This window comes from Fulvivirga marina (genome assembly GCF_016775155.1).
GTDB classification, from domain to species: domain Bacteria; phylum Bacteroidota; class Bacteroidia; order Cytophagales; family Cyclobacteriaceae; genus Fulvivirga; species Fulvivirga marina.
In genome coordinates this window covers 1-19963 of record NZ_JAEUGD010000022.1, presented here as the reverse complement: position 1 = coordinate 19963, position 19963 = coordinate 1, and the positions used below count along the sequence as shown (strand labels likewise).

At 38.5% G+C, this 19963-nt stretch carries 21 protein-coding genes; 5 read left to right on the top strand and 16 right to left on the bottom strand.

Features of this window, described 5'->3' with window-relative positions; translation table 11 throughout:
- Positions 1 to 83 precede the first annotated feature (83 nt).
- Positions 84 to 1775, bottom strand: coding sequence for a DUF6909 family protein (locus JMN32_RS06925; protein ID WP_202855584.1), 1692 nt, complete (start codon positions 1773 to 1775; stop codon positions 84 to 86).
- Positions 1776 to 2314: 539 nt separating this feature from the next.
- Positions 2315 to 4243: an AAA domain-containing protein gene (locus JMN32_RS06920; protein WP_202855583.1), complete on the bottom strand. Its 1929-nt coding sequence runs from the start codon at positions 4241 to 4243 to the stop codon at positions 2315 to 2317.
- Between the two features lie 383 nt (positions 4244 to 4626).
- On the opposite strand from JMN32_RS06920, the gene JMN32_RS06915 reads away from it, so the two are divergent.
- Genes JMN32_RS06915 through JMN32_RS06905 form a run of 3 tightly spaced genes read left to right on the top strand, consistent with a single transcriptional unit; the run spans position 4627 to position 7066 of the window.
- A complete protein-coding gene (locus JMN32_RS06915; protein ID WP_202855582.1) occupies positions 4627 to 5205 on the top strand; it encodes a YceI family protein in 579 nt (192 codons plus the stop codon).
- Between the two features lie 7 nt (positions 5206 to 5212).
- Entirely contained in the window at positions 5213 to 6481 is a 1269-nt protein-coding gene (locus JMN32_RS06910; protein ID WP_202855581.1) for a hypothetical protein, read from the top strand.
- A 9-nt stretch (positions 6482 to 6490) separates the two neighbouring features.
- Entirely contained in the window at positions 6491 to 7066 is a 576-nt protein-coding gene (locus JMN32_RS06905) for a YceI family protein (protein ID WP_202855580.1), read from the top strand.
- 17 nt (positions 7067 to 7083) lie between these two features.
- On the opposite strand, the gene JMN32_RS06900 is transcribed toward JMN32_RS06905, so the two are convergent.
- The gene (locus tag JMN32_RS06900; protein ID WP_202855579.1) at positions 7084 to 7491 is read right to left on the bottom strand and encodes a hypothetical protein; all 408 of its coding nucleotides are present in this window, start codon (positions 7489 to 7491) and stop codon (positions 7084 to 7086) included.
- 233 nt (positions 7492 to 7724) lie between these two features.
- On the opposite strand from JMN32_RS06900, the gene JMN32_RS06895 reads away from it, so the two are divergent.
- On the top strand, positions 7725 to 8096 hold the full coding sequence (locus tag JMN32_RS06895; protein ID WP_238354370.1) for a group III truncated hemoglobin: 372 nt from the start codon (positions 7725 to 7727) through the stop codon (positions 8094 to 8096).
- Positions 8097 to 8287: 191 nt separating this feature from the next.
- Positions 8288 to 8932, top strand: coding sequence for a PAQR family membrane homeostasis protein TrhA (gene trhA / locus JMN32_RS06890; protein ID WP_202855577.1), 645 nt, complete (start codon positions 8288 to 8290; stop codon positions 8930 to 8932).
- Between the two features lie 6 nt (positions 8933 to 8938).
- Here the strand turns inward: trhA and hemN are convergent, their stop codons facing one another.
- The 13 genes from hemN to JMN32_RS06825 all read right to left on the bottom strand — a co-directional run bounded on the left by hemN (position 8939) and on the right by JMN32_RS06825 (position 19773).
- A complete protein-coding gene (hemN, locus tag JMN32_RS06885; protein WP_202855576.1) occupies positions 8939 to 10303 on the bottom strand; it encodes an oxygen-independent coproporphyrinogen III oxidase in 1365 nt (454 codons plus the stop codon).
- A 103-nt stretch (positions 10304 to 10406) separates the two neighbouring features.
- Positions 10407 to 10808: a hypothetical protein gene (locus JMN32_RS06880; RefSeq protein ID WP_202855575.1), complete on the bottom strand. Its 402-nt coding sequence runs from the start codon at positions 10806 to 10808 to the stop codon at positions 10407 to 10409.
- A complete protein-coding gene (locus JMN32_RS06875; RefSeq protein WP_202855574.1) occupies positions 10809 to 11903 on the bottom strand; it encodes a sensor histidine kinase in 1095 nt (364 codons plus the stop codon).
- A 254-nt stretch (positions 11904 to 12157) separates the two neighbouring features.
- The gene (locus JMN32_RS06870; RefSeq protein WP_202855573.1) at positions 12158 to 12544 is read right to left on the bottom strand and encodes an STAS/SEC14 domain-containing protein; all 387 of its coding nucleotides are present in this window, start codon (positions 12542 to 12544) and stop codon (positions 12158 to 12160) included.
- 43 nt (positions 12545 to 12587) lie between these two features.
- On the bottom strand, positions 12588 to 13139 hold the full coding sequence (locus JMN32_RS06865; RefSeq protein WP_202855572.1) for a metal-dependent hydrolase: 552 nt from the start codon (positions 13137 to 13139) through the stop codon (positions 12588 to 12590).
- A 14-nt stretch (positions 13140 to 13153) separates the two neighbouring features.
- A complete protein-coding gene (locus tag JMN32_RS06860; protein ID WP_202855571.1) occupies positions 13154 to 14044 on the bottom strand; it encodes a TolB-like translocation protein in 891 nt (296 codons plus the stop codon).
- A complete protein-coding gene (locus JMN32_RS06855) occupies positions 14044 to 14583 on the bottom strand; it encodes a GNAT family N-acetyltransferase (RefSeq protein ID WP_202855570.1) in 540 nt (179 codons plus the stop codon). Before JMN32_RS06855 ends, JMN32_RS06860 begins: the two co-directional genes overlap by 1 nt.
- 383 nt (positions 14584 to 14966) lie before the next feature.
- The gene (locus tag JMN32_RS06850) at positions 14967 to 15692 is read right to left on the bottom strand and encodes a glycoside hydrolase family 25 protein (protein WP_202855569.1); all 726 of its coding nucleotides are present in this window, start codon (positions 15690 to 15692) and stop codon (positions 14967 to 14969) included.
- Positions 15693 to 15737: 45 nt separating this feature from the next.
- Positions 15738 to 16514 (bottom strand): hypothetical protein, encoded by a 777-nt coding sequence (locus tag JMN32_RS06845; protein ID WP_202855568.1) that lies wholly within the window; start codon positions 16512 to 16514, stop codon positions 15738 to 15740.
- Positions 16502 to 17002 (bottom strand): glycine-rich domain-containing protein, encoded by a 501-nt coding sequence (locus JMN32_RS06840; RefSeq protein WP_202855567.1) that lies wholly within the window; start codon positions 17000 to 17002, stop codon positions 16502 to 16504. The genes JMN32_RS06845 and JMN32_RS06840 overlap by 13 nt, the downstream gene beginning before the upstream one ends.
- Before the next feature lie 869 nt (positions 17003 to 17871).
- Positions 17872 to 18132 carry a phosphopantetheine-binding protein gene (locus JMN32_RS06835; protein WP_202855566.1) on the bottom strand — a complete coding sequence of 87 codons (261 nt, stop codon included), beginning with the start codon at positions 18130 to 18132 and terminating at the stop codon, positions 17872 to 17874.
- Between the two features lie 7 nt (positions 18133 to 18139).
- The gene (locus tag JMN32_RS06830; protein ID WP_202855565.1) at positions 18140 to 18826 is read right to left on the bottom strand and encodes a 4'-phosphopantetheinyl transferase family protein; all 687 of its coding nucleotides are present in this window, start codon (positions 18824 to 18826) and stop codon (positions 18140 to 18142) included.
- A gap of 11 nt (positions 18827 to 18837) precedes the next feature.
- Entirely contained in the window at positions 18838 to 19773 is a 936-nt protein-coding gene (locus JMN32_RS06825) for an alkaline phosphatase family protein (protein ID WP_202855564.1), read from the bottom strand.
- Positions 19774 to 19963: the final 190 nt, after the last annotated feature.

Below are 19963 nucleotides of genomic sequence, written 5' to 3'. Positions count from 1 at the left end.
AAGGCTGGCGATAGAATTTTCGCCAGCCTTTCTTTTGAGAGACTTTTGAGACAGCCTCTTTTTTTATATGAACTATTTTCACCTTAGTCTTCTTTAACATCTTCATTCAAAATCCGCTTCAAAATTGCTGAAGTGATCAAATAAGTAGGCTTCACTCCTTCTATCCCTAAACTCCCTGAAGCTAACGTACTACCAGTCATAAGCGGATTATCCGAAGCATAATATGCATACCGAACCTTAACTTCTTCGCTCACGCTCTTTCTTATCATTGCAGCTGATTGTATGGCTTTTTGATAATGGGCACCTTCCATTTCCAAACCTACAGCATTCCAGGTAGAGGCAAGAAAGTGATTAAGTACATCTCTGTTTTGAAGAGATGTTCCTAAAACAGTGATCATTGTCCCTTCATAAGTAGCCATTTTGCCTTTAAACTCACTGAGGTCAAAATCATTCTCAATAGGATAATTATCAGCAGTACCCTCAAAAACATGTGCTGTTGGGATCATAATATCACTTTTATTACCTGTCAATATACCGGCTTTCCCCATAATTGAAACCGACCGGATATTCATATCATAAATATCATCCCCTTCTTCATAGGGCTTTAGAAGCTCATCCATACACTCAAAGGCCTGCTCACCGAAGGCATAGTCCATAACTACAAGTACCGGGGCTTCTTTTAAGTCTCCTGTAGGGCGTATGTTTTCAGGAAGGTAGTTAAAGTCAAACTTATCCAGATTAAATATCTGAACAGATAGGTTTGTTCCCGACTGGTCTTCAATCTCATGTAATCCGTTTTCCAATGCATATAACCTGATCCTTTCACGCATCTCTGCATTTTGTTCTTTACTGGTTTGGTTTGCCAGCTCTTCTAATGTATCGAATCCTTCATCCTGCAAAGCCTTAAAACCATAAATAGCATTTAGAAAACTGTGCATATTGGCACTAATAATGTGTATTGGTCTTTCTGCTAACCGCTTACCATGGATATATGACTTTATCTTTCGAGCCCATTTTTCGCCATAGATATGGTGTCCTATAATTTCCCTTAGTTTAGACGAAAAGGTTATCTCCTTGTCTTTATCTTCCATGGCGTCTTCAATCGCGGTGCGACCCAGCCAGTATACAATATGGTACAGACTATTTTTATTCTTGCCTTTCTTGAATTTATCTATAGCTGCATATGTCTCTTTAATTGTTCTTCCTAAAAAGTTGCTGAGATACACCGCTGCCTTTTTTTCATCAAACGGTTCATTTTGCTCTTCAAGTTTTACTATCTCCTCAAGTCTGTACCAATCATCTATAATTTGTCCCTTTTGATCCAGACTGTGGTTCTTGATCTTCTCCCCTTCTATAAACAAAAACGTAAGGTGGGTCAAAATATCATATATATCACTCCTCCCCCTAGTCATCTCAATGTACATCCTGTTTTCATCAATCCTGAAACAGTTTCTTCTACGTTTTATAGGAATTATCGCCGGATGTCCCGCCTCATCGAAACCTTCCCTCGCCACCAATTTAATAAACCGACACTCTTCTATACCGTTGGGCAATCTTTCTATAACATATAACAAACCGTCTAGCTCTACTTTACCTGGATCGGCTACGGTACCATATATTTCAGGCCTGAGTGTTAGCAACGCCTCAATCAATGATCTCCCGGAAACACCCATAGGTTTGTAACTCCCCCTAATAAGCAGGTGTCTCATCGTTATATATAAGCGCTCAATAGCAGCTCTCGATTCTCTTGTTCTCTGTTTTGAAGTATCTATCATTCTATTTTCTGATTAACATATCTAAAACTAATAATTTAAGCCTTATCATGAAAAAGGGTGGCAAATATAGCATCGCAGAATTTAACAAAGCTATGTTTGTAATATTTACGCATTAAAGTGGCTCTACTTGGTTAAAAAAACTATAGAAGTGACGTCCTCAATTTCACTCAGTTGGCCAAACCGAACTCCCAAATCTGGTAAAGAATGTTAGATAAGAACCGGTGCCATTTATAAGTCACTTGTATCGTTTTTCAATTAATTGAAGTCGCATTAACAGCTGAGTGTGACGCTTAAATCCCTCATTTCATGGGTAAAATCAAACCCTTTTCAAAATTGCTATTATTTGCTAAATAGCATCAGTGCTATACTTATAATATTCGTAAATACCAGTGTTAACAATAGTAAAAAAAGATACTGCGTTTTAATTCTTGAAAATATCATATACACTTGTGACCACCTTATCTTATTGTAAACATCTGACGAATCATATTTTATTATAAATTTACTAGATTGAAACGGTTCACACTCTTCTTTCACTTTTAATACATCAACTCAAAAGCACTCCTATAAGCTCCTATTTCATTAACATAATCCAGAAAAGCAGCATAAAACTCATGCTGTCCTATGGTAGCACTATCTCCAATAATTACAAGCTTCTTCCTAGCCCTTGTAATAGCTACATTCATTCTTCGGGTATTCGATAAAAAGCCAATTTCCCCTTTTTCGTTGGACCGTACCAATGAAATGTAAATGATGTCTCTCTCCTGCCCCTGAAATGAATCTACCGTATTTACTCCTAATTTACTTTGAATGTGCTGTCCCAAAGCCCCTGGCTGCAACATCAAGTCTTGCAAAAGAGAAACCTGGGCTTTATATGGTGCGATAATCCCTATATCCTCCACCTCATTCCACTTACCAAGCATTTCTATTTGCTCTACATACCCCTTAAAGTGCTTTAACAGTAATTGTGCTTCCTCTTTATTAAAGGAACTGCGTGTTTCCGGGTCTATCTCTTCAAAATAACCACATCCTGCGGTATCTATAAATTCTATTGATAAATCATCAGGAAATATTTTCCAATGAGCAACCGACTCATTGGCTACCAATTGGTTTTTATAGAATATTCGGCTTGAAAAGTTCATGATAGACTCATTCATGCGGTACTGTTCCTTCAGCATAACATCAGCGCTGTTACTCTTAATAGCCTTTTCAAAAAGCGTAATTTCCAAGCCATTACGCGCTGCCTCCAGGGACCGGATGGTTGGTGGCAATTGACAGTGATCACCGGCAAAGATCACACGTTCCGACCTGATTATAGGAATCCAGGAGGCTGGCTCCAAGGCCTGAGCTGCTTCATCAATAAACACCGTATCAAACTTCATCCCCTTGAGCATTGCGTTGCTTGCCCCCACCATGGTACAGGCTATTACCTGAGATCGCGCTATGATATCATGTGTTATAAAGAACTCCAGATGTTCAGCCTCATGGCGAAGCTCTCGGGCCTCTGCCAACAGTCTCTTTCTCTGCTCCCTTTCCAAATGGCCAAAATTGCGCTTATACTTCTGCCCCATGGCCTTGTACTCCTCAGCCTGTTTACGGAGTGACTTCAGGGTTTTATAATCAGGATGCCGAGTAATACGAGCATCCAGCGTCTTGCTTAGAGTTTCCTCGGTAACACGGGCCGGGTGTCCAATTCTCAACACATTAATGCCCTGCTCTCCCAAACGATCCGCTAAGAGATCAACTGCTGCATTACTTGGAGCACAAACCAATGTCTGAGTTTCTGATTTTAGCGTTTCGAGTATAGCTTGTATAAGAGTGGTAGTCTTTCCTGTACCTGGAGGGCCATGTATGATAGCTACATCTGAAGCACACAATACTTTATTAAGTGCTTCGTTCTGGCTATCATTTAAGCCGGCTATTTTTACCGGAGACCTACTTTCAAACCTAGCTTCCAGTTCTCCAAGAAGTACTTTTTTAAGTTCCACCAGACGCTCATCCTTGGCATTGATCAGATGCTTAACAGCTTTTTCCATCTCCCTATAAGCGTTCTCATCAAAAAGGAGTTGCACTCCAAGCTGACCATCATGTATCCAATCAGGAATGTCATTATTGTTTAACGTAACCAACATCTCCTGTTTATTGACATAGTTTATTACACCATTGACAGCTTCACGAGATTCTTCATTACTGAAGGCAGTGGAAAATAAACTCACTAACTTCCCTGACTGGAAAAGGTGGGAATCTGTATGTTCAGGGGGCCTCGATACTTTTATAAGCAAACGATCGCCACTATCAAATTTCGTTTTTTCCAGGTTTACAGGATACCAGCATACACCCTGCTTTCGACGCTCCGCTAGTGAAGTTCCTATCATTTTACGCTTATATTGGAGTAAATCCTCTTCCTTTTCCTGCTCCAGCAACTTCAATAAATGTTTTAACCCTTCCTGAATATCCTTACCAGCCATAAAAATTTTATTAAAGAGCAAAGGTAAAAGATTTTGGGCAAGTTCAAGGGTGTTAACTAATCCCGCTCAGACATGGTAAAAAAGAAAGGGGACCCGGTACTTGTTTGTGAGTAGCATGTTTTCAACCCTAACAAATGTGCCATGCTCACTTTCTCAATATCACTATCACACATCCTTCATAAAACCACATAAGAGACAAAATATCTCACTCATTATGAAGACATTAATCAATATATAGGGCTTTTTCAAAAGCTTCTTCGCACAAGAAATTACCCTCAATGAGATGACTACAAACAGCTTTAAAGCTGAGAAACATCATGTTTTACGAAACACATGACTTATAGATTTGTTTCAGAATTCAAAACGAATCAAACTACACTGTTATGAAAGTATTCAATAAATATCTGTACTTCATGATCCCCATATTGGTGATAAGTATAGGAGTAAAAGGTCAGACAAACTACAATCTATCTTCGGTTAAAAAACTTGAAGTAGCGGGAACATCAACACTACACGACTGGACTATGCCCACTGAAACTGCTGAAGGAACTGCCAGCATAGATATAGATGACAATACGTTGAAGAGTGTTTCCAGTTTAACTGTAACCATGAAAGGTGAAACACTAAAAAGTGGCAAATCCGGAATGGATGACAACGCATATAAAGCATTAAAAACAAAAAAACACCCTGAAATAACCTTTAAACTCAAACAAGTTAAAAGTATAACAAAAAAAAGTACCTATTACCTAGTAGATGCCGTGGGCACATTTACCATTGCCGGGGAATCCAGAACTGTCAATGTACAAACCAAAGCCTACCCTACTGCAACTACAGTAACATTTACGGGTAGTAAAGACCTAAAATTAACAGATTTTAATATCGATCCCCCGACTGCACTTCTGGGCACTGTCAAAACGGGAAATGAAATTACAATAAACTTTAACCTTATATTCAAAAACTAAATAAATCATGAAAACGTCAATCAAATACCTTTTAGCAATTGCTTTCATTGGGATTAGCTTTATAAGTAATGCCCAGGAAGGCAGGAACCTGCAATACTTCAGACCTGCGGGTCAAGATGGACTTAATATTTTTGAAGCTCCTAAAGAGGATACCGTAGAGTTTACAGGCACTAAAGTTCGTATAGGTGGAGATTTTGCCATTCAGTTTCAAGGCATAGATCAAGATAACGCTAATACCGTTGATACTCTGGTACAACTTGGTGACAACTTCAACTTACCAACTGCCAACCTGGACTTGGATGTGCAACTATATGATGGATTAAGAATGCACTTAAGGACTTACCTTTCTGCAAGGCACCATGAAGAGTCATGGGTAAAAGGAGGTTATCTGCAAATGGATAAACTTGACTTTATTAAGCCAGGATTCCTTGAAGGACTAATGGAAGTGGCTACAATCCGCATAGGTATGGATGAATTTAACTATGGAGATGCTCACTTCAGAAGAACAGACAACGCCAGAGCCATATACAACCCATTTGTAGGTAACTATATTATGGATGCATTCTCTACTGAGGTGTTTGGCGAGGTTACAATCCAAAAGAGTGGTTTTATTGGAGTAATTGGTTTGACCAATGGTAAACTTAACCAAAGCACCGTGGTAAATGACAACACCGATAATAAGGCATCTTTCTTTGGTAAATTAGGATATGATAACAATATGTCTGATGACTTTAGATTACGTTTGACCGGTTCTTGGTACATTAACAAGGGTGAGACTAACGGAACATACCTGTATGGTGGTGACCGTGGCGGTAGCAGATACTACAACATAATGACGACTATAGATGGTGATGGAAGCGATTTCGAAGGAAGATTTAACCCAAGGTTTAGAGAAATAACAGCGATCCAGATTAACCCATTCATAAAATACAAAGGTGTGGAGTTCTTTGGTATCTATGAAGTAGCCAGCAACAGCGATGATCAGGGAAATGGCTCATTTACTCAGGTTGCCGGTGAGCTTATCTACAGGTTTGGTGGGCAAGAACAACTTTATGTCGGTGGTAGATACAATGCCGTATCCGGAGAAATGGTAGATGGGGCACCAACTATGGAGATTAATCGTTTAAACATTGGCGGTGGCTGGTTCCTCACTAAGAACATTGTAACCAAGTTTGAGTATGTGTCTCAAAAGTATGACGGTGATGGCTGGAATGGTCTTAAATACCAAGATGGTGAATTTAATGGTGTAATGATTGAAGCCGCCATAAGTTTCTAATATAAGGCAATGAGCATATTAAGTATCATCTTACTCCTAATATCACTAACGGAGCCCGCAAAAACCGAATCATGTTTGGTTATTGAGAAGAGAAGTATCACCATTAATGGTGATACTTCTCTTGGCGGTTTTAGCTGCGGTTATGAAGTATCGGGAGTAAATGATACTTTATACATGAACAATTTGCCATACTCTCCCTATAGTTTCACTATCCCAGTGGAAGCTTTTAAATGTGGGAATTTCCTTTTAAACAGAGATTTTAGAGCGACTCTAAAGGCAGAGGAATACCCAAAAGTAACCGTTCAGGTTCAAAGCCTGCAAGAGCAGGGGAAGGGCTTGTTAACAGGTTGTATTAAATTATCATTGGTAGGAAAATACAAGACCCTTGATGATGTAGAGTTTTGTCAGGGTTTTGTAAATGGGAAACAGACACTTACTACAAGTTTTGTTTTCCACGCTTCAGAGTTTAAGTTGAAACCACCCCAAAAACTAGGTGGACTTGTAACTACAAGTGACAAGATGAACATTTCAGTGTCATTAGTACTCAACAATTCCACACAAAAAAGCCCTTGTCTGGCAAATTAAAGACACATTACTCAATATTAGGTTAGAATAGTTGTGCTTTTCTTCATCTCTAATAATAATGCTTCAGGATCGGTAATATTCTGTCCGAAAATAAGATCATCAATTTTCCCTTCAGGTTTGCCAAACCGTTTCTCCAACGCCTCTGCATTGCGATAAATAACCGGATCATCAGTTAAATCACTAAGAATTTCCTTGATTAACCCCAAAGCACGATGGTCATCTATTTGCTTCCAATCTATAATAGCTTCAATGGCCAGGAACCCCGCAAAACTATCTAAATCTTCACTCCTCCAATAATTATCAAGGTAATCCCGGTCCACTTCATGCCCGGATATGTCATATATCATTTTTATGGTTTCATTGGTTCCTCTTTTGCCCTGCTCATATTCCCGAACAACGCAAATGATCTGATCTTTTCTACTCATAGTTATGGCTTTTTGTGATAAAACATTCTTCGAACAAAACAACACCATACTATAAATATAACAATTTATTATTCAATAATGAATAATTCAAACTTTGTTTTCACCTTCAAAAAGCCAATAATCTCAAAATTCCAGAAATAACATACATAGGTCCCCGATCAATATGACTGTAATCATAAATGCACAAGTAAGTATAACCTATCTTTGTCTAATCAACAGTTTGAAAAATGAGGATGCAAAAAGAAATTCAATCAAAAGAAGAGATAAAACAAATGGTGGACAGCTTTTACGATAAAGTAAATAAGGATGAATTACTTGCTCCGATATTCAACGATTTTGCGGGTGTAAACTGGGAAAAACACCTTCCTATTATGTACGACTTCTGGTCTACCATACTTCTAGGTGATATGAGTTATAAAGGCAATCCGTTTTTGAAGCATATTCCACTACCTATTGATAAAAAGCACTTCGATCGCTGGTTAAATCTTTTTCTGGAAACTATAAACGAGCACTTCACTGGCAACATGGCTGAGGAAGCTAAACAAAGAGCAACAAATATTGCAGGAGTATTCCAACACAAACTGGCTTCCATCAATCAGCAATAGAGTAATCTATTTGAGTGGATTTCAAGTCTATTAAGTTAAGTACATTATAAGTCCTTCTCATTTAGGTGAGGGGACGGGTTCGATAAAAATTAAAGTTTATTCTGATTCATTAAGTCAATAAGTGGTTCTTCTCTACGTTAAAAATATTGACAACACTAAACTCTAAAGTACACGTGGCTGTTAATTTTCTAATGAAAAACAATAATACTGTTTATATAGAAAACCAGGAAATCGGCAATGTCGTCACGCACGGTATTGGAGCCTGCCTGGCTATTACAGGCTTGGTCATTCTTGTTTTAATGGCTTACTGGAAAGGCACCTCAACGGATATACTCAGTTTCACCGTTTTCGGAAGTATGATGGTAATTCTTTATATGGCCTCCACAATATACCATAGCTTAAAGGACAAAAAGTTAAAATCCTTGTTCAGGAAATTGGACCATATGTCTATCTATCTTTTTATTGCCGGCACCTATACTCCTTTTTGCTTTGCTTTGTTAAGCGGACCAACACGTTGGTTCATGCTAGGAGCTGTATGGGCTTGCGCTTTGTTGGGAGCAATCATGAAAGTATTTTATACAGGGAAAAAGGAGCTGCTCTCCACAATTTTATACATATCCATGGGTTGGATAGGCATGATCTTTATCGATACGCTTTATAGCATGATGTCATTGCAGGGGTTTATTTTCCTGCTTGCAGGCGGTCTGTTTTACACCGTAGGAACATTTTTCTACATGAAAAACAAAATCCGTTATAATCATGTAATCTGGCACCTTTTCGTATTAGGAGGGAGTGCTTTTCACTACTTCTCAGTGCTAAGCCTCCTACAGACCTAATATCGTTTATATAGATTTACTGAATACAGGTTTTGCACTTACTTTCGACCTTTTGAGCCTTAAATCAAGTAACATGGCTATATTCCTGATGAAGGCTTTTCCAAGCTGAGTGATCTGAAGTTTATCACCCTCCAAAGTTATCAACCCTTCTTTTTGCATCACCTGGAATTGATCCAACGCACCCTTTTCCAAAACACTCAACAAGTCAGGCTCAAAACAAAACTCTCCGGTACAGAGTAAGCTAAGGATATGCCTTTTAATTAAAAGATCTTCATCGGTCATGGCATGACTTTTTATTATAGCCAATTGTCCATTTAACACTTTCTCCTTATACTTTTCCACTACCTTCTCATTCTGCAGATAGCCATATTTGGCATCGCTGATAGCAGATGTACCCAGACCAATGAGCAGATCAGTATTAAATATGGTATATCCCATAAAATTTCTATGTAGTGTACGGTTTTCTGCAGCTTTAAACAGCTCATCGGCAGGCAATGCAAAGTGATCCATACCTATATCAGTATACCCCAAGTGGGTCAATTTTTCTTTCCCTAATTCATACAGCCTACGTTTGTTTTCATTATCAGGCAGATCGGCCTCTGAATACCCCCGTTGACCAGGCTTGATCCAAGGTACATGAGCATAGCTATAAAAGGCTATACGCTCAGGCATCAACTCTCCTACTCGATCAATAGTATTGGTTATGCTGTCCACTGTTTGAAACGGGAGTCCGTATATCAGATCAAAATTCACCGAGGTATAACCAATCTTTCTGGCTGCCTTTGTTACAGACTCTACATTCTCAAATGGTTGCATCCTATGAATTGCTTTCTGAACTTTCGGATCAAGGTCCTGAATACCAAAACTTACCCTTCTAAACCCGTAATCATAGAGTACTTGCAGGTGCTCTTCAGTGGTATTATTGGGATGCCCTTCAAAACCAAACTCATGTGCAGGGTGTACTATCGCGCCATTTAAAAGCCCTCCAATCAGACGTTGTAAGTTTGACGGACTAAAAAAGGTTGGTGTTCCTCCTCCAAGATGTAACTCACGAATAACAGGCTTTTCGTTCCATTGATTCAAATACATCCGCCACTCGGCCAGCACAGCATCTATATACCCCTCCTCTACCTTATGGTTTTTAGTTATACGTGTATTACACCCGCAGTAGGTACAGAGGCTTTCACAAAAAGGCAGGTGTATGTAGAGACTTATCCCCTTCTCCTGATTGCTTTCTTCAAATGCTCGATTTACGATATGCATCCAATGCTGCTCGCGGATCAAATCCTGCTCCCACAGCGGCACTGTCGGATAGCTTGTATATCTTGGGGCCGGCACATTATACTTCCTGATTAATTCCTCAACATTCATAGCCTTAAAGTTTGACACAAAAATAAATGGCTCATTATCTTTATTTTATGATCTGTTTCATATCAAAATATGATAAAGCTCAGCTCAAACTATGATAGGGTATTCAATCATTTATTTTACTGACCGCCATACTAAAGCTTAAAATGGCCAATATTAAAGTAACCGGTGTAAAAATTACTTTTTCAAAGAAATTGTTGGAGACAAAATTACCAATTGTATTGAGTAAGAATAGCACGAACATGATCCAAAGAAAGCCTTTAACCAGACCTTGCTTAATATTAACTCTTAATATGCCTATATAGACACAAACAACTAGCAGCATAGCCATATTAATGGTAATGGAAATTAGTTCAAAAATTGCCATTTCAGAGGTATTCTTTAGCCGGCCACCCCATACAATCTCATAAGGGATGAACCCTGCTAAAACCAACAGATGAAACACTATAATTATGCTAAGGATTGCTAACAGAAAATATGCTGCACGCTTACCAGATATCCATTTCATTTATTTGTAGTTCCGTTTTTTGGGAATAGTAAAATAAAAAGTACTGCCCTCCCCCAATGTTGACACCACCCATATACGTCCACCAAGTGCATCTACAATTTTTTGGCATTGAGCCAGTCCTATACCTGTACCTTCATAGGTTGTACGCGGATGTAGACGTGTAAATATCCTGAATATCTTCTCCCGGGCTTCCTCCTCAACCCCAATACCATTGTCTGACACTGAAAACTGCCAATGATCATCCTCCTTAACAGCTTTGATCTCAATCTCTGGTTGCTGGCCAGGCTCTTGAAATTTAATGGCATTAGCAATCAGGTTCTGAAACAATTGCCTCAGCTCGGTAGCATATGTATTAAGTATAGGAAGCCTACCTGTTTTAACCTGCGCCCCGGTATTCTTTATAAGCGCCGACATATCCTCAAGTACTGAATCAACCAACTGATTACTGTTAACCCTTTCTCTGGTTAGCGCTTGCCCTACCCGGGAGTAATCCAAGAGGTCTTTTATCAACGCTTTCATCCTTTCGGATGTTTGAGAAATAAGCTGTATATACTCATGTGCACGTTCATCAAAACGTTCCTTATACTCTAATGACAACAGATTGACAAGGCTCAAAATAGTATGTAAAGGCTCCTTCAAATCGTGTGAGGCGACATATGCAAACTGCTCCAATTCTCTATTTTTTTTCTCAATCATGGCCAGAGACTTCTGTAGCTTCTGACTTACCAGCATTTTTTCTGTCACATCCCTAACAGCAGCCAGCACCAGTTTTTCACCTTCAATATTTATAGGGCTCAAACTTATCTCTACAAAAAACTCACTTCCATCTTTTCTCAAGGCTAAAAGCTCCCTACCTCCTCCCATAGGCCGTGCTACAGGCTTGTGTTGATAACAATTTCTATAACCTAAATGAGATGTTCGGTATCGTTTCGGAACCAGAAGCTCTATCATCTGACCTTTTAACTCATCCCTGCTGTAACCAAAAACATCTTTTACCCGGTCATTGGTCATAATAATCTGTCCTACATTATTAGTTACAATAACGGCATCAGGGCCGGAGCGAAATACTTCCTGGTATATTTCGTCATTGTACATCTGGTAGAATTTAAGTTTAGAGGTTATGACATAATTAGATGTCACTCCCATATCTCAATATACCACTAAAGAATTTTAAACTAAAGTCTTAATTATAATCTCTTTATTCTATCTAAAAGTATTTACACCTGTATGTACATAAAAAAGAGGGCCTTATAAAGCCCCCTTCCTTATTCCAATGCTTGTTCCTGTGAGATCAGCTTAGGCAGACTCTGGTACAACCCTCGCTATTCTTGTGAATAAAATTAATGCAGCTACCCCTTCAACCACTCATGGGCTGCCTCAACCGAATCAAAGTATTTCATAATACCTTGTGCAACATTCCTCTCAATATTTTTTACATAAAATTCTTTGAATACATCTGCATCCATAACTATAGCCACTTTTTTCAATCCATTCGCAATGGCTACAGGAAGAATCTCCTTTTGCATCCAGGACGATATCGTCGGCCCTACAACTCCTTCCTTTCTAATATCTGACAACCAACCTGTTGCCCCATATTCTTTTAAAAGTTTAACCCCCTGGGTAAACATTAAACGGTAGGAAGCCTCATCATGGTACTTTTTCCAAATCAACTCAATAGAGTTTGTTTCCTCGTTAAACTGGAGGTTAGCCTTGTCATGCTCCAATAATAATTTCATAATTACTTTAAGTTTATGGGTATTTAATTCAATTTATGAAATCTTATTGTTTAGGTTGGTCTTTATATGGTCTGAGCTTTTTGCGAGTTAATAACATAAATGCAGCACTTGGTAACCCAATCCAAGCAGTTTCCGAAAGAAGTACGTTTGCCCCCCACTTGCTAAAGAAGTTACCAATGCCAATTGGTGATACTTTTATAGGACGCCAGGGAAAAAAATACCTCGAATTGTCAAAGGGTGAAAAAAATGCTACGCCTAACCCTCCGCTAGTCAAAGCATCCAAAATGCCATGCGAAGCCGTGCACAAAAAGAAGTAAAATACATAACCCAATGCTTTTGGGCTACGCATACTATGCCTGTAAAATAATATGGTGATAACTACTCCTACTATCAGAGCAAACACAAATGAGTGAGTAAACCCACGGTGCCCCCAAAATGCTTCATAAGGAATACCCAATTTAAAGCTAATCACATCAGCATCAGGCAAAATGGAGCATACAGCCCCAAGTATGAAAAACTTTGCTGTTGTAAACTTTGAGGGGTATGATGTCCCTAAGCTGGCTGCTACCAATGCATGTCCAAAAGCTGATGCCATAGTCTTGATTTGCTTTATTTACCCAGTACAGAATCCATACTAACAAACTTCAAGCTCCATTCAGGCAGCTTATTATCGTCGCCATGCATTCCTCTGGTGTAGATTAAAAATGCCCCATCGGGAGTTACATTAGGATTACCCTGACCGTCAGTGCTTATTGATGCCCTCAATGCCTTAGCCTCGCCCCATCGGCCATCTTCATTTCTGAAACTCATGTACATAATAAGCTGATCCTTTATGGTAGCAAAAAACAAATAGCTGCCATCCGCAGCTACATATGGCGTACATTTGTTATACCCTTTATCATTTGGAAGCTCCAATTTGAGAGCTAGCTGAAACTTGCCGTCAACCTGAGTAGAATAGTAAATATCCATTTCACTATAGTCAAGGTTGCTGGCATGAAAGTATAGTTCTCCTGATGTTGTTACAGTTGGGTGAGACAAAAGCTTATCTCTGAGGTTAACAATATCTATATACTCAGGTACACTCCATTGTCCATCTCGCTGCTCTGACCTCCAAATATGCCACGTATCTGACACCCCCTCATCTCCGACGGGCCGAGTAGAGCTGAAATACAAAAAATTACCCTCCGGAGAAAAACTCATGCCATGATCATCATAATCACTATTAAAGACTGACTTGGAGGGCTTTGACCATACCCCATCAACTTTTCTGGTACACATGATATCAAAATGAGTATAATCATAGTCAGAAACAGTAAAATAAAACTCATTAAGATCTTGAGAGAATACTCCCCTATGAATAAGTTTATTTTTGACAGAAACAACAGGTAATAATGGTTTATCATTTAATTTATTCAACTCCACATCAAAAGGCTCCTGCTGATCTTCCCTCGCCCCAAAGGTGAACGTAAGTAATATGAGTAATACTATAGATTTTAACATTAGGGTTGCAAAATAAGCTTTCTATATCGCTCGCGGGTAAGTTTCCATCGCCTCACCTGCTGCTCAAAATTGATATACCCAGGCGTGGTTGTGTATTCCTTTTCAAACTGAAAGCCTACATTTTCAAGCACTCTGTTGGGAGCTGGGTTTAATGCATAAGGCTCACAAAAAAGAGTCTCCAGTTTTAAATTTTCAAAGTAATATGGCAAGGACATTCTAACCAATTCTGTACCCATTCCTTTTTGGCGCTCCTCAGGATGCCATAGGTGAAAGTGCATATAGGCTTCTTTACCATAAGTAATCTTATTCACATTCGAATGCCCCACCTCCCGCCTGTTCATAAACCACATCATAACATAGGAAGATTTACGTTCCAGAGGTAAAGCGATATCCGTAACTAACATCTCGAACATCTTCTGACGCGAAGGCAGTTTTTTTATACTAGCTCCCATGCTCTCCAGATGGTCAGGAGAGGCATTATACCAATAGTCAAGTATAAAGCCAATATCTTTTTTTTTTATTTCCCTTACAGACAACATTGCTAATTATTTATTTGGGACAATATGACTAATTTTCCAATCGGGTTTCCCATCGCGTGAGATTATCACCACCTAACTTAACGACTCCAAATAGGCATAAGTCCTTATAGTTTTTATTTTTTATATAGTCTTTTCAGCTTCTGTAAAACCTCCTCTAAGTTGAAGAAGATCCCATTCATAGTGGTGCTTCTTCAACTCCAAAGACTCCTATCATGATTGCTCTAAAATCATCAGAGCAAAGCATGCAGATTCACAACCAATAATAGCTCATATGTTTTACATAAAAACACATATTTTCTTAAAACTTCCACAAACCAAGCCCATGGAAATATCTTTCAATTAAATTTAAACCCAATAAAATAAAAATTTACAAGTTGTAGAACTTATTCCTCAATTATTCGCCTTTTATAAAAGAAAAGTGAGTTTTCTTTATTTAAAACATTCAGGTCTACATAAGTATCTATTCCTTTCAAATGTCCTCTATTCGCGAATTGCCAGATGAGCCACTCTCGGTTAGGTTCCAGCGTTGGTTGCCGGTAGATATCTCTGATCCATATAGGGTAGCGTAAAAAATCGCCTTCAATATATTCTTTATAAAACTCCCTGGTTACATATATAATAGGAGTTTTTCCAAAATGCCCTTCCAATTTACCTAAACAAACCTTTATCTCCTCAATGATCTGCACCCTGGACTTGCCAGAATCGCAATTACCTCCAAATTCAAGGTCTATTGTCGGTGGCAGGCTTTCGGCTTCATTTGGCACTGACGCTATAAAATTTGCTGCTTGCTCCTCACCTCCCTTGCAGAGCCTATAAAAATGGTATGCACCTGTCTTGTAACCACTTTCCCTACTATTCTTCCAATTCTCATCAAACAGAGGATCTTTATAATCACCCCCTTCGGTAGCTTTAATAATTACAAAATCAATAAGCTCAGCCTTTAATTCATGCCATCTTATCTTTCCTTGATGGTGTGAGATATCTATACCACGAACAGGAAATTCATCTCTATCTGGATAGTTAAAGCGTATATATCCCGTGTATAGTAGCACCAAGCCTGTTATCCCTAATACAAAAGCGATAACTATACCTAAAAAGACTTTTCTCATATCAACATAGATATTTTAGTTTTGATATGAACAGATGTACATTACTTATCCACATCCGCCGCAGCCACCACAACCACTGCAACCACTGCAACTGCTACAACCACTTCCGCAGCCATCGGCAGAATCAAAATCACTATCAAAAGGAAATGACTCACTGGTAAAATACATTAAAGGATTTAAATAAGAAGAGCTTTGATTCTGTCTGTTTATTTCATCAGTTATCTCACTATCAACTTTTATAAGTTGCTCAAAATCAATACCCTCAATTAAAAACACATTTCCATTGATCTTTTTAAGAAGTTCAAGCGCTTTTTCCGGAGACTTTTCAAGAAGAGTTGGCAACTCGATTTCAAGCTTTTCAAAGGCATCATTGATTTGACTTTTTGCACGGATACCCAAATCTGTTAACCGTACCCTATTGAATAGCCTATTAATCACCCCCCCTTTGACTTTTTCTTTCATTAAGGGGTTGCTTAATAGGTGAGTGAAAATATAATTATTCTTTGATCCCGCCTCATCATAACCCATTTTCACAATATGCCTGAACATGATATCTATCTCGGGATTTTTAAAAAAGGCTTTAAGAAAGGGCACTTCATGCTTCAAAGCATCGTAGTTCAAAAAATTCTCTCCTGTTGAAATGTACGACACCATCCTTTCAGGGCTTTTTTCATTCGACTGCAGAATACGCTCCTCATAATGGAGTACCTTTTTTAGAAGAAGATCTGAAAGTGTATACTTTAATAAATCCTTGAATGTGGCATCCGAAGTTGCCCTTATCAAATATGTTTCTGCTGGACTTAGCTTATTTAAGATTTCCATTTTTTAAAAAGTGATAGTTTTGGTATGACCCAGTTTCTATGTCGGTTTACCCTGGTAAAATTTATTTCAGCAAACCTAATTTTACCAGGCGGCCATATATCAGCAGGTGGCACAGAACCAAAAACCAGAGCATATAATTCCATGGTTTTTTCATACCAATTGCCAAATTTTTGTTTCTCCTCATTTCCTCCTTTTGTGGGACCATGATGAACATTTCTAAGTAAAGTGTTTTGACAAAAATCTATCCAGTATGATTCTGTATAAAGTAAGTGTAAATGCCATACCTGATCAACCTGATCAGATGGTGTCAATGGATGATCGGCTATGCAGATTAAATACATGAACTTCTTGTACTCATAAACAGCTCTTATGGCATAGTCCCTTTTCCATCCATTTTCTCTAATCAGCCTGTCGGTAAAAGAGAACCCTGACTCCGGGTCGTCAATTTCAAATTGCCTTATGTTATTCCATAGATCTTCTTTAACCATTCAACACCTGATTTTCTTACTCAATGAGAAATTACTATATCAAACAAATATAAAAACGTTGGTGATTATAGGACTAGCTGAAAGCCTACTTATTTCCACTTTTCCTCTACGGAAATGGTGTTTTGGTATAACTTAATGGCTATACTTAAAAAGAACATTGTCTCTTATTGAGCCTTTGATACAGCCTTTATTTAACTTCCATCTTTTATGGCATTTGCTTCCGTGTTAGCCATACGGGAGTAATCTCCATTATCAAAGCGTTTAAGCATAGGAACCATGTTTACGGTTTAGAGAGCACACAGTTATTAGGGCGGCAAACAATAAGATATTTTAACTAAAAAAATTAACTAAAATTTTATATTAATAAAAATATTAAATTATTATTATATAATTTATTCAATCATTTCACACAAAACTTCTCTAAGGATCGCTATTAAAAGGTTGATTAGCCACTAACTTTAAGCGTTTTCCTTAATTTTTCCAGATCCAACTTTGCTACAAAGAAGTACTTATTCCCCCTAGTTGATTCGGTATAAATTTGGCAACCACGAGGACTTAACACTCTGTATATTATCATATTTACATTCATTGTGAAAAAATAGATTTCTGAAGTACACTTTTATTCCTTCTCAGTATCAATTTAATACCAGGGTCATTAGCTTCAATTTTTATAAAATAAAAAAGCCGACCATTACTGATCGACTTCGGAAAACTAGCCAATGAGACTAAAAAATTAAACTTCTTCTTAATGCTTTTTTGGGGTTGTTTTACAAAATTGAGGAGACACAGAGCTACCTGGCTCTTTTGGTGGGAAGAGCTTTGTACTTGCTTTGTTTTAGAAAAAATATACGTGCACTACACGTCTCTTTTTATGCGCTTTTCTGCCTCTCTTTTATTTTGCTGGCAAATATTGCTGCTAGTTCACCAAGGTCATTTGCCTGATGAAACTCATATGCTGGTGCCGTTATCGATAACTCCTCCAGCATCCTCGCTATTAACTCTGCACGACCAATGGAGTCCATACCTAAGGGGGACAACATTGAAGATCGTGTAATAGGGCCGTGATCTACGTCAGCTGTAATTTCAGCCACGTGAGCCGCAATCAAATCGTAAATGTGGTTTTCTGTCATGTGCAATCTATTTATGTTGAACTAGTTTCGGTTTAGTCTGGCTAGCGGTGCCGGGTTCGTAAAAATCTATATAGTGCATTTTAAAAGAGGATGGTTGGTCGGTGGCCAATGATGCACTATAGCCGTTTGCAAACTCTATTTCCTTTACAAACCATAGCTTGTCTTCAAACTGTACGCTATTCTGCTCTACTTCGAGCTCGTCTAAAGGTATGTAAAACCCTCTTCCATCAGCCTTGATCACGCTTTCTTTGATGGTCCAGTATTTATAAAACACTTTCAATGGGGCACTCGCACTATTAATTTCATCCCACTGGCCGAGGGTCATGATATTCCGGAAATGCTTCAGGTTAACTTTTCTGTTTTCTTCTATATCTATCCCTAGTCTGATGTTTTTCCCTATTGCGCAGGTCACAAAATCACCTGAATGCGATATGTTAAAATCATATTCATTCAAGGTTAGATAAGGGCGCTTGTATTCATTATACTTGATGCTATTCCATATATTACTCTCAATTCCATATGCCTTGAGTGCTTCCACAAGCAGCAACCGCCCCAACAGGTGTGCATGTCTATTCTGCCAGCGAAGGTAACGCGAGTTCATTTCTATTAAATCCGACGGTAACCTTGATAGATACTCCGAAAAAACAGCCGGTTTTAGCGGTTCCTTAAATGTGGTGGTATATATATCTATCATTGGTGTCATGTCTAATACGAAATCCCTTCAAACTCAGAAATAGGAGCAGTATTGAAGAACTTTGAAAATATGGCATTAAATATTTCATTAATGGCATTTACCTGTACAAAATGGTGTGCCTCACTGCCTATAAAAATCAGCGGAACCGGGTTCTTACTATGCCCACCAAAAGACAGATCTTCAATATTACCGTGATCGCTGGAAATAATGATGTGCACATTATCAGGTTTATTGCTAATTAACCCACTAAGAAACTTATCAAACATTTCTAAAAACATGATGGACTGAACCATATCCTTTTTATGGCCAATGAGGTCTGGTAAAAAGCACTCATATAAAACCAGATCGTAATCATTTGTTAGATTTTGCAGATTTTCTCCAGCCTTAACCGGAGATATCAACGGCACCCTGTTATTTGGAATGTCTTGTAAGGTCATATTGGTTATGTCCCAATGCACTGCCTTGTTTTCAATCAGGTCATCCAGAGTTTTGAAATCGGTTTTGGCCGCTAAAACACAGCGCGTGGTTACACTATAGTTCGGTGAAGTTTTGTCAAATGACTTAAAAAAGCCATCCGTGTAAGAGTTCGCAAAAGTGCTTTTGATATTATTCTCTTTGGCGTATTTAAAAATTGACCGTTTGTTAATCAAGGATATCAATTGGTCATTGGGATATGCCATCAGATGATAACCTAAAAACTCCTGGGCATTATACCCGGTAAATAAAGACGTCTGTCCGGTTGCACTTTGAGGTACGCCATCCACTTCCAGGCAAGCATCAATCCCTTTAACCAATATATCTTTCTCAAATATATTCGTGGTGTTGGTTAGCTTCTCACCTATTAATCCCCTCAGTGTTGGCATGGCTGCCTTTGTCAGTGGGTTTAAGTCCACACGGCTCCCCATCCCAATACCATCCAAAAAAATAAATATCAATTTATTTTTCATCTATCTCTATTTTATGCTTCAACCAAAATTTCAACAAATACATTGAGGAACGAGCAAAAAGCTTGCTCGTCCCATCAATGGTACACACACTACCCTACAGGGTGTACTTCTTTCAAATCGAAGTACCCATTATAGCCTTTCATGTAGACTGCTGCTCGGTGCCCAAATAACACCATGGCGGCTGTACGGG

Bases quoted from the DNA above. Each gene is read 5' to 3' on its own strand.
- JMN32_RS06925 (WP_202855584.1), bottom strand. From the start codon at position 1,775: ATGATAGATACTTCAAAACAGAGAACAAGAGAATCGAGAGCTGCTATT.
- JMN32_RS06920 (WP_202855583.1), bottom strand. From the start codon at position 4,243: ATGGCTGGTAAGGATATTCAGGAAGGGTTAAAACATTTATTGAAGTTG.
- JMN32_RS06915 (WP_202855582.1), top strand. From the start codon at position 4,627: ATGAAAGTATTCAATAAATATCTGTACTTCATGATCCCCATATTGGTG.
- JMN32_RS06910 (WP_202855581.1), top strand. From the start codon at position 5,213: ATGAAAACGTCAATCAAATACCTTTTAGCAATTGCTTTCATTGGGATT.
- JMN32_RS06905 (WP_202855580.1), top strand. From the start codon at position 6,491: ATGAGCATATTAAGTATCATCTTACTCCTAATATCACTAACGGAGCCC.
- JMN32_RS06900 (WP_202855579.1), bottom strand. From the start codon at position 7,491: ATGAGTAGAAAAGATCAGATCATTTGCGTTGTTCGGGAATATGAGCAG.
- JMN32_RS06895 (WP_238354370.1), top strand. From the start codon at position 7,725: ATGCAAAAAGAAATTCAATCAAAAGAAGAGATAAAACAAATGGTGGAC.
- trhA (WP_202855577.1), top strand. From the start codon at position 8,288: ATGAAAAACAATAATACTGTTTATATAGAAAACCAGGAAATCGGCAAT.
- hemN (WP_202855576.1), bottom strand. From the start codon at position 10,303: ATGAATGTTGAGGAATTAATCAGGAAGTATAATGTGCCGGCCCCAAGA.
- JMN32_RS06880 (WP_202855575.1), bottom strand. From the start codon at position 10,808: ATGAAATGGATATCTGGTAAGCGTGCAGCATATTTTCTGTTAGCAATC.
- JMN32_RS06875 (WP_202855574.1), bottom strand. From the start codon at position 11,903: ATGTACAATGACGAAATATACCAGGAAGTATTTCGCTCCGGCCCTGAT.
- JMN32_RS06870 (WP_202855573.1), bottom strand. From the start codon at position 12,544: ATGAAATTATTATTGGAGCATGACAAGGCTAACCTCCAGTTTAACGAG.
- JMN32_RS06865 (WP_202855572.1), bottom strand. From the start codon at position 13,139: ATGGCATCAGCTTTTGGACATGCATTGGTAGCAGCCAGCTTAGGGACA.
- JMN32_RS06860 (WP_202855571.1), bottom strand. From the start codon at position 14,044: ATGTTAAAATCTATAGTATTACTCATATTACTTACGTTCACCTTTGGG.
- JMN32_RS06855 (WP_202855570.1), bottom strand. From the start codon at position 14,583: ATGTTGTCTGTAAGGGAAATAAAAAAAAAAGATATTGGCTTTATACTT.
- JMN32_RS06850 (WP_202855569.1), bottom strand. From the start codon at position 15,692: ATGAGAAAAGTCTTTTTAGGTATAGTTATCGCTTTTGTATTAGGGATA.
- JMN32_RS06845 (WP_202855568.1), bottom strand. From the start codon at position 16,514: ATGGAAATCTTAAATAAGCTAAGTCCAGCAGAAACATATTTGATAAGG.
- JMN32_RS06840 (WP_202855567.1), bottom strand. From the start codon at position 17,002: ATGGTTAAAGAAGATCTATGGAATAACATAAGGCAATTTGAAATTGAC.
- JMN32_RS06835 (WP_202855566.1), bottom strand. From the start codon at position 18,132: ATGACAGAAAACCACATTTACGATTTGATTGCGGCTCACGTGGCTGAA.
- JMN32_RS06830 (WP_202855565.1), bottom strand. From the start codon at position 18,826: ATGATAGATATATATACCACCACATTTAAGGAACCGCTAAAACCGGCT.
- JMN32_RS06825 (WP_202855564.1), bottom strand. From the start codon at position 19,773: ATGAAAAATAAATTGATATTTATTTTTTTGGATGGTATTGGGATGGGG.